The following is a 15,105-nucleotide window of genomic DNA, read 5'->3' as shown; positions in this document are numbered from 1 at the left end:
ACGGCCATGGCCCCGGGAAGGGGGCCATGGCCGCCGGCGTCATCACAGGCAGATCGTGATGCTGTGGGAGCTGTGGCAGAGCAGGCTCAGGCTGCTGTTGCCGCCGTCGCCGCCGTTCTCGCTCACCATCCCCTGAAGGTCGAGAAGCGCCATGTTCTTCACCTCCTTTCGGGCTGGATAGAGGTGGCCGCCGTGGGGGCTCCCACGGAGGGTCGGTGCGCCGTCCCGAAGAACGGCAGTCCTGGGGCCGGGTCGTGCAGGGCCGCGCCGAGCGCGAGCAGCACCCCGGCGGTGCCGGTCGCGAGGTCCATCGACAGCCGGTACATGTGCTCGCCCGGCATCGCCAGCCCGCCCGCGTACGGCAGCGCGTGCCAGGCGAGGTCGCGGACGTGCTCCGCAATGCGGGCCGCGTCGTCCGGGCGGCCCTGCCGGGCCAGGTGGAGCAGCATCCCGGCGCGCCCGCTGAACAGGCTCGGCTGGGCGTAGTAGCGGGACATCGCGGCCAGGCGGACGGCGTCGCGGGCCGCCTCGAACCGCTCGTCCGGCCGGTGCGCCAGGTACTCGTCCAGGACGAGGCCGATGCCGACGCTGCCGCGGCCGAGGTAGGGCAGCACCCGGCTGCCCTGGTCGACGTGCAGGGCGCCGTTGTGGTCGGTGACGCAGGCGGCGAGGTCGCGGCGCAGCGCGGAGGCCGCCAGATCGAGCAGCTCGGGGTCGTCCTCGCGCTCGTAGGCGCGGACGAACATCAGCGCCGCCCCGGCCCCGCCGTGCATGAGTCCCGGACGCGCGCCCCGCCCGGCGTCCGACCGCCCGGCCACGATCTCGACGCACCTGCGGGCCGCCCCGCGCAAGGACGCGTCGCCGGTCAAGTCGGCGAGGTGGTCCAGGACCAGTGCGAAGCCCGGGAGGCCGCCGTAGAGGTCGTCGCCGAGACGCTCCCACCGCTCGCCCAGGCAGTGCCGGGCGGCGGCGAGCGCCGCGTCCTCGCGGCCGAACCGGGACAGCACGTACGCGGCGCCCATCAGGCCGTCGTACAGGCCGATCCCGGTCCCGCGCCGCGGGTTCGAGGCCCGCTCCGCCAGCCACTCCTCGTGGGCCGGGAAGCGCCCGGCGCCCGTGGCGTCCAGCGCGTACAGGACGCCGGCGGCGCCGTGCGCGAGCCCGAGGGACGCGCCGGAGAACTGCTCCACGTCGCCGGGGAAGAGCCGGTCGGCGCGCTCGGGGGTGGCGCTCTCCAGGATCGCCCTCGACAGGGCGTCCCTGGCGCGCTCCCAGCCGGGGGCGTCCGGGACGAACGCGGGCGCGGGGGCGGGCGCCGTGTCCCGGGCGATCCGCGCGACCGCCTCGTCCAGGAACTCCCGGGGTACCGGGAAGTTCTCGGCGATCAGGTCGGCGAGCTGCCGCGCCTTGCCCCGGTCGATCACGAACAGGGTGGTCAGCGGGGCGAACAGGGCGAGCCGCAGGCAGGCGAGGCTGTAGTGGTCCACCTCGGTGCCGCGCCGGTCGGGCGGGGCGAGGAACGCGGGGTTGGCGAGGGTCTGCCGGCCGCCGGCCGACGCGGGCGCCGCCGTCTCGAAGTCGATCAGCGCGACCGAGTCGTCCGGGCGCACCATCACGTTGAACATGTGCAGGTCGTTGAACACCACGCCGCGCTCGTGGATCGCGGCGACGACGCGTTCCACCCCCTCGTGGACGCGCAGCGCCCACTTCGTGTACTCGGCGGTCCTCGCCGGATCTGGCTCGGGGTCGAGCATCGGATGCCGCTCGGCGAAGAAGGTGTTGAGCGTGCGCCCCTCGATGAACTCCTGGACGAGGAAATGGTGTTCGCCGAGCGTGAACCAGTCGAGGACGGCCGGCACGCCGTCGATTCCGTCCAGCTTTTCCAGCATTTCCCGTTCGCGCCGGAGGCGGGTCACCGCGTCCGCGCCGTCGGCGGCGAGTCCCGCGTAAGGGCGGCCCTCTTTCAGTACCACCCTCGTCCCGGTGCGGGTGTCGGTCGCCGCGTAGACGCCGCCCCCGTTGGAGAAATGGAGGGCCTTGTCGATCCGGTACGGCAGGTCGGTCGTCGTGGTGGCTCCGCGTGCCTTGAGATGCGATTCCAGACAGGCGGGAAGGCCCACCCAATCGGGGACGGAGAAGACCGGTTCGCGCCGGTCCGGCACCAGCTCCCCGGAGCCGTCGCGCAGCGCGGGGACGAGCCGGCCCTGCTCGTCCAGGCACCGGCGCTCGGCGAAGCCGCCGTACCGGACGTGCAGCGGGCCGCCGCCGATGCGCAGGTCACTGAGGATGTACGGGCCGGGGAGGCCGTCCAGCCGGGCGCCGAGCCCGGCGAGCACCTCCGCCAGCTCGCCCTCGTCCGCGGGGTAGATCGTGACGAGCTTCCCGCTCGCCCCGCGCGGCGCGTACTTGGCGTTGCGCCTGCGGAGCGTCCCCGGACCGCGCAGGTGCTTGAACTCGATCCCGCGGGCGACGCAGTACTCCCATGCTCCGGCCAGCGCCTCGTCGGCGCTTTCCGGGCAGCCGGCGACATGCACTTTCCAGCCCTGTTCCGGAGCGCGCTGCGTGGGCGGAACATAGACGACCCATTCGTCCCCGAAGACCTTCTCCCAGCCGTCCGGGAGTTCGCGCCGGGTGATTTCGAAGTCGGTTCGACGGGTCACCGGCGGAGCGTCGTAGAAGAGCTCGTCCGCGAGGCAGTAAAGCTCATACCCTTTGTCCACCGCCGGTTTCCCCTTCCTCGTGCTCCGCTCGCCGGAACGCACTCAGGAAAGAATTGCAGGCATGTCGGAAATGGACTAGTAGCGGACATCACGAATGACCCGTGAAGATGTACCGCCCGCCGGTGTGCGCCCCTCACGCACCGCCCGTCCCGGCGGTATTGAAACAGGTTCTAGTTCCTGCGTAGGCTGTGCGGACGGTGAGGCGACGGACCGGAGGTGACGCCGGTGATCTCGGACCGGTTCCGAATCGACGGCAGGGCGGCGGTGGTGACCGGCGCGGGGCGGGGCATCGGCGCGGCCACGGCGGTCGCGCTCGCCCAGGCGGGCGCCGACGTGCTGATCGCCTCCCGGACGCGCGAGCAGCTCGACGAGGTGGCCGCGCGGGTCGAGGCGGCCGGGCGGCGGGCCCATGTCGTCCCGTCCGACCTGTCCGACCCCGACGCCGCCGCCGAGCTGGCGGACCTCGCCGCCGCCGAGTTCGGCCGCCTCGACATCGTGGTGAACAACATGGGCGGCGCCATGCCCGCCGCCTTCCTGGACACCTCGCCCCGGCACATGGAGAAGGCGTTCCGGTTCAACGTCGCCACCGCGCACGCGCTGACCCGGGCCGCCGTCCCGCACCTGCTGAAGGCGGACGGCGGCGGCAGCGTCGTCAACATCTCCTCGGCCATGGGGCGGCTCGCGGGCCGCGGCTACCTCGCCTACGGCAGCGCCAAGGCGGCCCTCGCCCACTACACCCGGCTCGCCGCGTTCGACCTGGCGCCGCGCGTGCGGGTCAACGGCATCGCCGTCGGCTCCGTCGCGACGTCCGCGCTCGACATCGTGATGACCGACGACGACCTGCGCACCGAGATGGAGCGCCGGACGCCGCTGCGCCGCGTCGGCGAGCCCGAGGACGTCGCCGCCGCCGTCCTCTACCTCGCCTCGCCCGCCGCCGCCTACGTCACCGGCAGCGTCCTGCGCGTGGACGGCGGCATCGACGCCCCGAACCTCGACCTCGGCCTGGAGGACCTGTGACCTACCGCGTCGTCCAGTGGAGCACCGGCAACGTCGGACGGCACGCGATCGCCGGCATCGACGCCCGCCCCGACCTCGAACTCGCGGGCGTGTGGGTCTCCAACCCCGCCAAGGCCGGCCGTGACGCCGGGGACCTGGCGGGCCTCGGGCGCGACCTCGGCGTCACCGCCACCGGCGACGCCGACGCGCTGCTCGCCCTGCGGCCCGACTGCGTCGTCTACACCTCCATGGCGGACGTCAGGCTGATGGAGGCGATCGACGACCTGTGCCGCATCCTGCGCGCCGGGGTGAACGTGGTCTCCAGCAGCCCGGTGTTCCTGCAGTTCCCGGACGGCGTCGTCCCGCCGGAGATGTCCGACCCGGTGCGGGAGGCGGCCGCGGCGGGAGGCGCGTCCATCTTCGTCAACGGGATCGACCCGGGCTTCGCCAACGACGTGCTGCCGCTCGCCGTCACCGGCATCAGCGAGCGCATCGACCAGGTGCGCTGCATGGAGATCCTCAACTACAACACCTACGACCAGGCGACGGTCCTGTTCGACATCATGGGCTTCGGCCGCCCGCTGGACGACGTGCCGATGCTCCTGCAGCCCGGCGTCCTCACCATGGCGTGGGGGAGCGTCGTCCGGCAGATCGCCGCCGGCCTCGGCGTGGAGCTGGACGAGATCGCCGAGTGGCACACCCGCCTGCCCGCGCCCGAGACCTTCGCCGTCTCCGCCGGGGCCATCGAGAAGGGCACCGCCGCCGCCCTGCGGTTCGAGGTGCGGGGCATGCGCGGCGGCGAGGCCGCCGTGGTCCTGGAGCACGTCACCCGGCTCCGCGACGACCTCGCCCCCGACTGGCCGCAGCCCGCCGGCGCGGGCTGCTACCGCGTCGAGGTCCGCGGCGAGCCGAACTACACGGTGGACCTGCGGCTCCTCGGCACCGACGGCGACCACAACACCGCGGGCCTGAAGGCGACCGCGATGCGCCTCGTCAACGCCGTCCCCGCCGTCGTCGAGGCGCCGCCCGGCCTGCTCACCGCCCTGGACCTGCCGCTGATCGCGGGCCGCGGCCTCCTCTAGGCCCCGAGCAGCCGCCCGAGATCCCTGATGATCTCGTCGCGGGCGCCGCGGGCCTCCGGGACGACCTCGACGAACTCCAGGAAGCCGTGCACCGTCGCCGGCACCGCGATCTCCCGCACCGCGACCCCCGCCGCGCGCAGCCTCTCCGCGTACTCGGCGCCCTCGTCGCGGAGCGGGTCGTACTCGGCCGTCACGACCAGGGCGGGGGCGAGCCCGGCCAGATCCGGCGCGTGCAGCGGGCCGGCGCCGGGCAGCGTCCGCGTCGCCGGATCGGGGAGGTAGGCGTCGATGAACCAGCGCATGGCGTCCGCGGTCAGGTAGTGCCCCTCGGCGAACTCCGCGTATGACGCGCGGCTCATCGTCGGATCCGTCACCGGGTAGACGAGCAGCTGCGCGCGCAGCCGCACGCCCGCGTCGCGGGCCGCCAGGGCGACCGCCGCGGCGAGGTTGCCGCCCGCGCTGTCCCCGGCGACCCCGAGCCGGCCGGCGTCGATGCCGAAGGCGGCGGGATCGCCGGCCACCCGCCGGGTGACCGCCCAGCAGTCCTCCAGGGCCGCCGGATACGGGTGCTCGGGCGCCAGCCGGTAGTCGGCGGAGACCACGACCGCGCCGAGCCCGGCCGCGATGGCGCGGGCGTGGGCGTCGTGCGTGTCGAGGTCGCCGATCACCCAGCCGCCGCCGTGGAAGAACACGATGCCCGGCGCGGGCCCGGTGCTCGCGGACGGCCGGTAGACGCGCACCGGCACCCCGTCCAGGACGGTGTCCTCGCGGTCCAGGCCGGGCGCGGCGGGATCCGGTTCGCCGAAGAGGTCCCGGATGCGGGCGGCGTAGGCCGCGCGGGCGCCGTCCGGCCCCAGCTCGGTGAACGGGGGCTCCCCGGCGAAGCGGTCGACGAGCCGTCTGACGTCGGGTGGGAGCGGCATCGAGGTCCCTCCGTGCACCGGGGTGAGATACGACGAGGGACGTTAACAGTCGGAATGTTAAGTAATCAAGCCTTCGGCCCGGATTCGGCCAGGAGCCCGCCGCCGCCACCGACTCCACCGTTCTTCCTGATCGAGTTTGGTCTCATCGGCTGAACCCGAACCGCTCGGTGGCCGGATCCATCGCGGACGGGTGGCGTCGCGCCTCTTCTCAGACCCACGCCGATGTGTTAACAATCACTCCAGCGATGTTGGAAACACATCCAGCGACGTGACGAACCGTCGGAGGTAACAGGTCATGTTCACATCAAACCTCGACGCATCGCGCCGGGATCTGCTCAGGTCCGGCGCCCTCGGCCTGACCGGCCTCGCCGCCGCGCCGCTCCTGAACGCCTGCTCGTCCGGCTCCGCCGGCGCGGCGGCCGGCCGCAAGACGCTCGCGTGGGAGACCGGCTACCTGTCGTTCTTCTTCTTCGTCGTCCTCCAGGAGACGGCCAGGCGGGAGTCGAAGAAGCGCGGCCTGGGATTCGTCGGCAAGAACGCCAACGGCGACTCCTCCGCCCAGGTCAACGACTGGAACAGCCTCATCCTCCAGCAGCCGCGCTACCTGATCTCCGACGCGCTGGACTCGGAGGTCCTCGTCCCGCTCACCAGGAAGGCCGACACCAAGAAGATCCCCGTCGGCATGGTCGACACGCCGCTCACCGGAGGCGAGGTCGACATCTCCGTCACGTTCGACAACCGCCAGTCCGGCGTCATGGCCGCGGAGAAGACCGCCGAACTGCTCAAGGCCAGGAACGGCTCGCCGCGCGGGACCGTCCTGAACGCCTACGGCAGCCTGACGGCCGTCGCGCTGCGCCAGCGGAAGGAGGGCTTCGAGCAGACGATCCAGTCCAAGTACCCCGGCATCAAGGTCGTCTCGCGCCCGCAGAACAACGACCACGCGCAGGCGCTGTCGGTGGTGAACACGACGCTGCGCGAGTACCCCGACCTCGACGCGATCCACCTGCCGACCGACATCTTCCTGCCGGACGCGAAGAAGGCCATGCAGTCGCAGAACCGGTTCTTCAAGGTCGGCGACGAGAAGCACATCGTGCTCACCAGCATCGACGGCTCGCCGAACGCCCACGAGTGGATCCGCGCCGGCGACCTGGACGCCGACATCGCCCAGGACCCGGTCGCCTACGTGCAGATCTGCATCGAGATGCTGGAGAAGTACTCGGTCAAGGGCAAGGACGTCCCGCTCGGCCCGTACCAGAACAAGAAGTACTTCTGGGAGAACGCGGCGGTCGCCAAGGGGCCGTCCGGCCCGATCATGACGATCCCGCCGTACTTCGTGACCAAGGACAACTCCAAGGACCCGCGGCACTGGGCGAACATCGTCACCGACCAGTGGGGGCTCAAGGAGACCCAGTCGTGACGAGGCCGCTGCTGGAGGCCTCGGGCGTCGTCAAGACGTACGGGGCCGCCCGCGCGCTCGACGACGTCACCGTCACCGTCGACCGGGGCGCGATCCATGGGCTGCTGGGCAAGAACGGGGCCGGGAAGTCGACGCTGGCGGGGATCGTGGCGGGCCTGGTGCGGCCCGACGCGGGCACGCTGACCCTCGACGGGCAGGACGTCACGCACGACTCCGCGATGTCCCGCCGGCGCGCCGGCATCCGGCTGCTCGACCAGCATTCGGAGGTGCTGCCCGACCTGACCGTGACGGAGAACCTCCTGCTGGGCGCGCTGCCGCGGCGGCGCGGGCTGGTCGACTGGCGGGCGGCCGACGAGCGGGCCGCGGACCTGCTGGAGGCCCACCACCTGCGTATCCCGCCGCGCCGCCGCGCCGGGGAGCTGTCGCTGGGCGAGCGGCGCCGGCTGAGCATCGTCAAGGCCCTGGTCGGGAACGGCCGCCTCGTCATCCTGGACGAGCCCACCACCGGCCTCACCATGGGCGAGCGGCGCGACCTGATGGGCTGGGTGCGGCGGCTGGCCGAGCAGGGCCGCACGTTCGTCTACATCTCCCACCACAACGACGAGGTGCGCCAGCTCTGCACCGAGTACACCGTGCTGCGGGACGGACGGGCGGTGCGGAGCGGCAAGCGGGTCTCCTCGCTCACCGCCGAGACGCTGTCCGCCCTGGTCAGCGGCGAGGCCGTGGACGAGTTCCACCGGGACCGGACGGACGCCGGGGCGGGGCGGGAGCGGCTCGGCGTCCGCGGGCTGCGGTTCGGCGGGCACGGGCCGGTCGACCTGAGCGTCCGGGCGGGGGAGATCGTCGGCCTGGTCGGGCTGCCCGGGTCGGGCGCCCAGGAACTGCTCCGGGTGCTCGCCGGACTGGCCCCCGCCACCGCGGGCGAGGTCCTGGTGGACGGCCGCCCGGTCGCCACCGGCCGCCCGCGCGCCGCGCTGCGCGCGGGCATCGCGTACCTCACCCACGACCGGATCGCGGAAGGCGTGGCGGCCCAGATGTCCATCGCCGACAACGTCCACCTCGGCCACTGGCCGCGCGGCCGCCACCGGCTGCTGGACCTGCGCCGGATGAGCGACGGGGCCGAGCGCGTGCGGCGGGACCTGGCGGTGGTGATGACCGGCCCGGACCAGCAGATCAACCGGCTCAGCGGCGGGAACCAGCAGAAGGTGCTGATGGGGCGGCTGCTGTCCCGCGAGCCCCGCGTCCTCGTCCTGGACGAGCCGACGGTCGGCGTCGACGTCGCCGCCAAGGAGGAGATCCACCGGCTGATCGACCGGGTGGCGCGGGACGGCGTGGCCGTCCTGGTGCGCGCCTACGACCCCGACGAGACCGCGCGGCTGGTGGACCGCGCCGTCCTGTTCTCCGGCGGATCGGTCGACGGGGAGCTCACCGGCGACGACCTGACGCTGTCCGCCGTCGCGACCGCCCAGCACGTTGGAGGCTGACCCATGACCCAGACCCTGGACGCCGCGCCGCCGCTGCGGCGGGACCGCTTCGACGTCCTCCGGTTCGGCCTCGACAACGTCGTCTGGGCCCTGATCATCATCTTCAGCCTGGTCACGGGGGTGTTCAACTCCTTCTTCCTGACCACCGCGAACCTGCAGAACATCCTCGTCCAGGCCACCTCCCTCGGCGTGCTGGTGCTGGCGGTGTCGTTCGCCCTGCTGGTCGGCGAGATCGACCTGTCGGTGACGGGGAACCTCGCGTTCAGCGGCATGGTCGGCGCGATGCTGATCCAGCACCTGCACGTCCCCGGCGTGCTCGCGATCCTCGCCGTCGTCGGGTCCGGAACGCTGATCGGGCTGCTCAACGGCGTCTTCGTCGCGCTGCTGCGGATGAACTCGCTGATCACGACGCTGGCGATGGGCCTGTTCCTGCAGGGCGCCGTGCTCGGCCTGACCAAGGCGCGGACCCTGGTGATCGACGACACGGCGTTCACCTATCTCGGCAGCGCGACCGTCGGCGGCTGGCCGCTCATGCCCGTCGCGCTGCTGGTGGCCTACGCCGCCGCCGCGGTCGCGCTGCGGCGCACCCAGTGGGGCCGCAACCTGTACGCGACGGGCGGCAGCGCCGGCGCCTCGCTGGTCGCGGGCATTCCGGTCCGCCGGGTCCGGCTGAGCGCGTTCGTCGCGGCGGGCGCGCTCGGCGGGCTGGCCGGCTTCCTGTCGGCCTCGTACCTGGGCGGGGTCAACGTCACCGTCGGCAACAGCCTCCTGCTGTACGCGGTCGCGGCGCCGGTGATCGGCGGCGTCTCGCTCACGGGCGGACGCGGGCGCATCGCGGGGATGCTGGGCGGGGCGCTGCTCATCAGCGTCATCCAGGTCGGGCTGCAGCTGATCAACCTGTCCGCCTACTACATCCAGATGATCGGCGGGGCCATGATCCTGGTGGCCATCGCCGTCGACGCCGTCCGCGTCCGCCGTACCGAGTAGCGGGCCGCCCCCCCGGGAGGCGCGCTAGAACACGAGGGTGTCGAGGAGCGGGAGGAGGCGCTCCTCCTCGTGGTCGAGGTGCGCCTCCAGCGCGGCGGTGAGCCGGTCCACCTCGGAGAGCAGGGACGAGGGGTCGCCGGCGTCGAGGACGCGGCGCAGCTCGTCCAGCAGCCCGCTCATCACGGCGTGCTCGTCCCGCAGGCCCGCCAGTGCCCGCCCGAGCTCGGGGTGCCGACGCTCCAGCAGCGGGAACATCTGCTGGTCCTCGCCCATGTGGTGGTGGCCGAGGCCCTGGCACAGCGTGAGGCAGTTGACCCGCAGCTGCGCGCCCACGGCGGCCCCCGACGCGGCGGTCTCCTTGCGGATCAGCTCCAGCTCCCTGCGGAACGCGCCGTGCACCGCGAGGAGCATGGCGGACGGCGACTCCGGCCCCGCGGGCGGCCCGGCGGCGACCTGGACCAGCGCGACGACGGGCAGCGTCCGCCCGGACTTCGCCTCGTACTCGGCCCACCCGGGATCGGCCTCGGCGGCCCGCGCGAAGGCGCGGTCGCGCTCGCCGCCCTCCAAGACGACGGCGTCGGCCTCGTAGGTGAAGACGCCGCTCTCGACCGTGACGCGCGGGTTCGCGACCAGGTTGTGGAACCATGCCGGGTTCCGCGGCGCGCCCCCGGCCGAGGCGATGACGAGGACGCGCCCGACGCCGTCCGGCAGGTAGCCGAGCGGCGTCGTGTGCGGCGCGCCGGTCCGCGCCCCGGTCGTGGTCAGCAGGAGCAGCCGCCCGCCCTCGAACGGGCCGCCGACCCGCCCGCCGTTCGCGCGGAACTCCTCGATGATCTGCTTGTTGAAATCCATCTGTCTCCTGTACCGATTTCGGGCATGGCTGTTTTCGGGCATGGCGAATAAGCCACGGAAAGGGGCATGCGGCCGTGGCTTGAGAAAGGCGGGTTCAGGCATGCCGAAGACGCGGGCATGCCTGACGACGTAGCGTTATGCGCGCGGAAGGCAGGGCGCGGCTCGCTGGGAGCGCAGCGCGCCGCTCGCGCGGAAAGTAAGAAAGAGGGGGAGTGGAAAGGCGGGCCTCGGGCCCGCGCCGGCCTCACTCGGAGGCCGGGAACCTCACTCGCTCGTGGCCCATGGCCGACCCGGCAGTCACGAAAAGCAGATTAGCGGCGCCCGGGCCGCCATTGCAAGATCAGATTCCTTCGCGATGGGCGATGGCGGCGGCCTGCGTGCGGCTGGAGACGCTCAGCTTGCCGAGGATGTTCGACACGTGCACACTCGCCGTCTTGGGGGAGATGAACAGCGCCGCCGCGATCTCCCGGTTGTTGCGGCCCTCGGCGACGAGCTTCAGCACCTCCCGCTCCCGCCCCGTGAGGGAGGCGAGCGGGCCGGCCGGGCCGGTCCGGGCCGCGGCCCCCGCGCGGCCGGTCCCGAGCCGGGCGCGGGCGCCGAGGTCGCGCAGCGCGCCCAGCAGCGGCTTCGCGCCGAGCCGCTCGGCGGCCTGCACGGCCGCCCGCCACTGCACGGCGGCCTCGTCCCGGTCCCCGTTCTCGGCGAGGGCCTCCGCCAGCCGCCAACGCGACCGCGCCACCTCGTAGACGAACCCGCCGTCCGCGTCGCCGTAGGTGAACAGGTCGGCCGTCCTGCGCCACAGGTCGACGTCGTGGACGCCGTCCAGGCGGCGGCGCTCGGCCTCGGCGCGGGCCAGCCAGCCCTGCCCCTCCCAGCCGAGCCAGGTACGGGGCCGCCCGTCGACGTTGACCGCCACGACGCTGCGCGCGACCCGCAGGAGCGCGTCGCCGGCCTCCCGCGCCGCCCGCAGCGCCTCCTCGTCGCCGGCGGCGCGGGCGCGGGCCGCCCGGTCCGCCTCCGCCCACAGCCCGGTCGCCGCCACGCGGATCGCCCCGATCGTGTCGACGTAGATGGTGTCGAAGACGTCGCGGACGTGCTCGGCCGCCGTGTCCGGGTCGCCGCGCCAAAGCGCGTGCTCGGCGGCGAGCCCCCGGGCGAGGTAGTTGAGGAACCCGTCCTGGCCCCACAGTGGAGCGATCCAGCGCAGCCGCTCCTCGACCGTGGGGGCGCCTTGCGCGACCTCCAGGAACAGGGCGTACGCCGACACCTGCGCCTCGGGCGTCCGCACGACCTGCACCGTGAAATCGTCGGCGAGCCGCTCCGCCTCCGCCCAGTTCCCCGACGTGTAGTGGACGAGGTACCGCAGGCACCGCAGCACGATGCCGAACGTGCTCCAGACGATCCCGTTGTCCACCGCGTACTTCACGCCCTCGTCGGCGGCGCGGACCGCGCCCGCGAGGTCGCCGCGGTCGAACTTCGACCGGGCGTGGTGGAACAGCGCCCGCATCGCGATCATGGAGCTGTCGCCGGCCGCCGCGGCCAGCTCGTGGGCGCGGGCGAACAGCTCGGAGACTCCGGTGCCGGCCTCCCGCGACTCGCGGTACACGCCGAGCGTGACCAGCAGGCTGGCCTCGGCGCCCGGGGCCCCCGCCCGGCGCGCGGTCTCGATCGCGCGCTCGGCGAACCCGGGCATCTCCCCGTCCGGGTCCCGGTACATCAGCGTCCGGGCGTAGGTGGCGAGCGCGCCGGCGCGCTCCACGGTCGGCGGGTCGGCCGGCAGCATCGCGACCGCCTCCCGCGCCACCGCCTGCGACTCCCTGTCCTCGTCGAGGTCGCCGAGGTAGGCGGCCAGGTGCTCGCGCATCAGGCAGCCGAGCCGCACGTCGGCGGGATCGGCCGAGGCGACCATCCGGCGCAGCCGGTGCACCGCCCGCCGCAGCTCGCCGGCCCGCGCGGACGCCTGGGCGGCCGCCAGCGACAGCCGCATCCGGTCCGTGCCCGCCGCGGCCTCCGGGTCCGGGACGGCGTCCCACAGCTCCAGCGCCCGGTCATAGTGCTCGTAGGCCTCGGCCGGCGCGGCGAGGCGGTCGGCCTCGCGGCCCGCCCGGACGGAGGCGGCGAACGCGGCGGGCAGGTCGTGCGCGGCGAGGCTGTGGTGCGCCAGCTCGGCGGCCGACCCGCGCGTGCCGTCCGGGAGGCCGGCGAGGAGCCGGGCGAAGTCGGCGTGCAGCCGGGTCCGCTCGCCGGGCAGCAGGTCGCCGTAGACGGCCTCCCGCAGCAGCGCGTGCCGGAACGTGTACCCGGCGCCGGACGGGACGAGCAGCTGGTGCGACACCACCTCGCGCAGCGCCTCGCCGACGGTCGCCTCGTCCAGCCCCGACACGCGGCGGACCAGCTCGTCGTCGACGCGGCGGCCCGCGACGGCCGCGACCCGCAGCACGCGCTGGCCCGCGTCCGAGAGCCGCTCGATCCGCGACAGCAGCAGGTCGGCGAGCGCGGACGGCAGCCCGGCCGCCCCGTCGTCCTCGACGTCCAGGCCCGAGGAGTACAGCTCGGCCGCGTAGAAGGGGTTGCCCTCCGACCGGCGGTGCACCCGCTCGACGGTCCGCGCCGTGACCGGGGCGGACCCGTGCGCCAGCTCGGCGAGGTACTGGGCGGTCTCGCCCGGCCCGAACGGGCGGACCTCGACCCCCGTGACGTTCGGCAGCCGCAGCAGCTCCGCGACGACGGGCCGCAGCGGATGCCGCCGGTGCAGGTCGTCGGACCGGTACGTGCCGACGAGGCAGACCCGCTCGCGCTGCAGGACGCGGCTGAGGAACGTCAGCAGGTGCCGCGTCGACCGGTCGGCCCAGTGCAGGTCCTCCAGGACGAGCAGGACGGGACGGTCGTCGCCCAGCTCCCCGAGCAGGCCGAGCACCGCGCCGAACAGCTGCTGCTGGCCGAGCTCGGAGCCCGCGCCGGGACCTCCCTCGCCGTCCGGCAGCAGGCGCGCGAGCGCGGGCCGGGCGTCGAGCGCGGCGCACAGCTTCTCCGACTCCGCCTTCCCGGCGTGCGCGGCCGCCCACAGCGCGTCGGTGAGCGGCAGGTACGGCATGCTCTCGCCCAGCTCGGCGCACTGCCCGACGAGCACCGTGCAGTCGCGGACCTGGGCGGCGGCGGTGAGCGCGGACACCAGGTGCGTCTTGCCGACCCCCGCGTCCCCGCTGACGAGCACGACGCCGGCGCTGCCCGCCGCGGCGCGGTCCAGCGCGGCGGTCAGCTCGGCGAGTTCCGCCGCCCTGCCGATCAGCACGAACTGCCCCTTCTGGTCATCCCGGTCGAGTATCCCACCCCGGGGGACGTGGACGGGCCCCGGATCCGAGGAGGGTCCGGGGCCCGTGGGGACGGTGCGCGTCAGCTCGCGAGGGCGGGGGCCTTGGCGCTCTCCTGCTCCGCCTCGTCCTCCTCGGCGGCGGGCTCGGGGACGGGCAGCACCTTCAGGTACGCCCGGAGCGTCTCGGCGGCGATCCGCTCCAGCGAGTAGCGGGAGCGGGCGCGGTCGCCGGCGGCGATGGAGTAGCCGTGCAGCGTGGTCTCCTCGGACAGCAGCTGCCGGACGGCCCGCCCGATCACGACCGGGCGCCCCGGCGGGACGTGGATGCCGGTGATGTGGTCGAGGACCTCGTCGGCGTTGCCGCCGGCCGGGGTCGCCACCACGGGGACGCCGCAGGCCATGGCCTCCAGCGGCGCCGTCGGGGACGGCTGGAGCGGGGCCAGGGACAGCGCGAGGGCGGCGGTGCGCAGCAGCTTCGGCAGCGACTTGCGGGGCAGCCGCCCGAGGAGGATGACCCGGTCGGCGACGTGCAGCTCCTTGGCGAGCATCCGCAGCCGGTGGACGCCCGCGTCCTGCTCCAGGTCCTCGCGCTCCGGGCCGCCCGCGACGGCCAGCTCGGCGTCGGGGACGTGCACCAGGGCGCGCATCGCGGTCTCGACCTCGGCGCCGAGGTCGTCGACGACCATCACGAGGCGGGCTCGGCCGCCGTGCGGCATCGCGGGGCCGACCTGGCTGAACAGCTCGGAGTCGACGCCGTAGGGGACGACGGCGACCGACGGCCGCGGGACGCCCATCCGCACGACCGCGGAGGCCTCCTCGGTGTGCCCGGCGAGGACCAGGTCGGCGTCGCGCCCGATGGCCTTCTCCAGGCGGTCGCGGTGGGGGTGGACCTGGCGTCCGGCCTGCCGCTCGACGGCGGCGACGCCGTGGTAGCTCTGGACGAACGGGATGCCGAGCTCGCGGGCGACGGCGCAGGCGGCCAGGCCGCCGATCCAGCCGTGCGCGTGCACGATGTCGGGGCGCGCCGAGCCGGACCAGCGGCGGCGCAGCCCGTCGGCGAAGTCGCGAAGGTGCTGGAGCAGCTCGTCGTCGGACAGCGGGCGGGCCGGCCCCGCGTCGAGGTGCACCAGGGCGGCGCCCTGGGCGAGCCGGACGCGGCCGCGGGCGGACCTGTCCTGGCGGCGCGTGTAGACCGTGACCTGGTTCGGCTCACCGTCGGCGACGAGCGGACGGGTCAGCGAACGAGCGAGATCCCGGACGTGGACTGACTGCAGGTGCTCGCCGTCGAGGTCGGAGGCGGACACCAGAGCAATGTGAAGCGGGCGATGCAT

The 15,105-nt window shown here is 73.9% G+C and carries 11 protein-coding genes; 5 read left to right on the top strand and 6 right to left on the bottom strand.

The window, feature by feature from the left end:
• Positions 1-42: 42 nt before the first annotated feature.
• Both AB0C21_RS30325 and lanKC read right to left on the bottom strand, forming a co-directional pair.
• Positions 43-153, bottom strand: a complete 111-nt coding sequence (locus AB0C21_RS30325; protein WP_149263608.1) for a SapB/AmfS family lanthipeptide — start codon at positions 151-153, stop codon at positions 43-45.
• A gap of 5 nt (positions 154-158) precedes the next feature.
• Positions 159-2,720 carry a class III lanthionine synthetase LanKC gene (gene lanKC, locus AB0C21_RS30320; RefSeq protein WP_500208799.1) on the bottom strand — a complete coding sequence of 854 codons (2,562 nt, stop codon included), beginning with the start codon at positions 2,718-2,720 and terminating at the stop codon, positions 159-161.
• Between the two features lie 225 nt (positions 2,721-2,945).
• Here lanKC and AB0C21_RS30315 point away from each other — a divergent pair, with 225 nt between their 5' ends.
• Complete coding sequence (locus AB0C21_RS30315) at positions 2,946-3,737, top strand: SDR family oxidoreductase (RefSeq protein ID WP_500208798.1); 792 nt, start codon at positions 2,946-2,948, stop codon at positions 3,735-3,737.
• Positions 3,734-4,798, top strand: coding sequence for an NAD(P)H-dependent amine dehydrogenase family protein (locus AB0C21_RS30310; RefSeq protein WP_500208797.1), 1,065 nt, complete (start codon positions 3,734-3,736; stop codon positions 4,796-4,798). The genes AB0C21_RS30315 and AB0C21_RS30310 overlap by 4 nt, the downstream gene beginning before the upstream one ends.
• Here AB0C21_RS30310 and AB0C21_RS30305 read toward each other — a convergent pair.
• On the bottom strand, positions 4,795-5,721 hold the full coding sequence (locus AB0C21_RS30305) for an alpha/beta hydrolase (RefSeq protein WP_500208796.1): 927 nt from the start codon (positions 5,719-5,721) through the stop codon (positions 4,795-4,797). The genes AB0C21_RS30310 and AB0C21_RS30305 overlap by 4 nt on opposite strands.
• Positions 5,722-6,016: 295 nt before the next feature.
• Between AB0C21_RS30305 and AB0C21_RS30300 the strand changes: the two genes are divergently transcribed.
• From AB0C21_RS30300 to AB0C21_RS30290, 3 genes are read left to right on the top strand one after another with little or no spacing between them, the layout of a single operon-like run.
• Positions 6,017-7,138, top strand: coding sequence for a sugar ABC transporter substrate-binding protein (locus tag AB0C21_RS30300; protein WP_149263603.1), 1,122 nt, complete (start codon positions 6,017-6,019; stop codon positions 7,136-7,138).
• Complete coding sequence (locus AB0C21_RS30295) at positions 7,135-8,622, top strand: sugar ABC transporter ATP-binding protein (RefSeq protein WP_500208795.1); 1,488 nt, start codon at positions 7,135-7,137, stop codon at positions 8,620-8,622. The genes AB0C21_RS30300 and AB0C21_RS30295 overlap by 4 nt, the downstream gene beginning before the upstream one ends.
• A gap of 3 nt (positions 8,623-8,625) precedes the next feature.
• Positions 8,626-9,609 carry an ABC transporter permease gene (locus AB0C21_RS30290; protein WP_353821014.1) on the top strand — a complete coding sequence of 328 codons (984 nt, stop codon included), beginning with the start codon at positions 8,626-8,628 and terminating at the stop codon, positions 9,607-9,609.
• Positions 9,610-9,633: 24 nt separating this feature from the next.
• Here AB0C21_RS30290 and AB0C21_RS30285 read toward each other — a convergent pair whose 3' ends face one another.
• The 3 genes from AB0C21_RS30285 to AB0C21_RS30275 all read right to left on the bottom strand — a co-directional run bounded on the left by AB0C21_RS30285 (position 9,634) and on the right by AB0C21_RS30275 (position 15,078).
• Positions 9,634-10,461 carry a nitroreductase/quinone reductase family protein gene (locus tag AB0C21_RS30285; RefSeq protein ID WP_500208794.1) on the bottom strand — a complete coding sequence of 276 codons (828 nt, stop codon included), beginning with the start codon at positions 10,459-10,461 and terminating at the stop codon, positions 9,634-9,636.
• 340 nt (positions 10,462-10,801) lie between these two features.
• The gene (locus AB0C21_RS30280; protein WP_500208792.1) at positions 10,802-13,753 is read right to left on the bottom strand and encodes a helix-turn-helix transcriptional regulator; all 2,952 of its coding nucleotides are present in this window, start codon (positions 13,751-13,753) and stop codon (positions 10,802-10,804) included.
• Between the two features lie 101 nt (positions 13,754-13,854).
• Complete coding sequence (locus tag AB0C21_RS30275) at positions 13,855-15,078, bottom strand: glycosyltransferase (protein ID WP_500208791.1); 1,224 nt, start codon at positions 15,076-15,078, stop codon at positions 13,855-13,857.
• Positions 15,079-15,105: the final 27 nt, after the last annotated feature.

This window comes from Spirillospora sp. NPDC049024 (assembly GCF_040649235.1).
In the GTDB taxonomy this organism is placed as follows: domain Bacteria; phylum Actinomycetota; class Actinomycetes; order Streptosporangiales; family Streptosporangiaceae; genus Spirillospora.
This window is presented reverse-complemented; position numbering and strand designations above follow the sequence as displayed.

Coding starts and splice junctions, on each gene's coding strand:
- AB0C21_RS30290 (WP_353821014.1), top strand. CDS start 8,626: ATGACCCAGACCCTGGACGCCGCGCCGCCGCTGCGGCGGGACCGCTTC.
- AB0C21_RS30285 (WP_500208794.1), bottom strand. CDS start 10,461: ATGGATTTCAACAAGCAGATCATCGAGGAGTTCCGCGCGAACGGCGGG.
- AB0C21_RS30325 (WP_149263608.1), bottom strand. CDS start 153: ATGGCGCTTCTCGACCTTCAGGGGATGGTGAGCGAGAACGGCGGCGAC.
- AB0C21_RS30300 (WP_149263603.1), top strand. CDS start 6,017: ATGTTCACATCAAACCTCGACGCATCGCGCCGGGATCTGCTCAGGTCC.
- AB0C21_RS30305 (WP_500208796.1), bottom strand. CDS start 5,721: ATGCCGCTCCCACCCGACGTCAGACGGCTCGTCGACCGCTTCGCCGGG.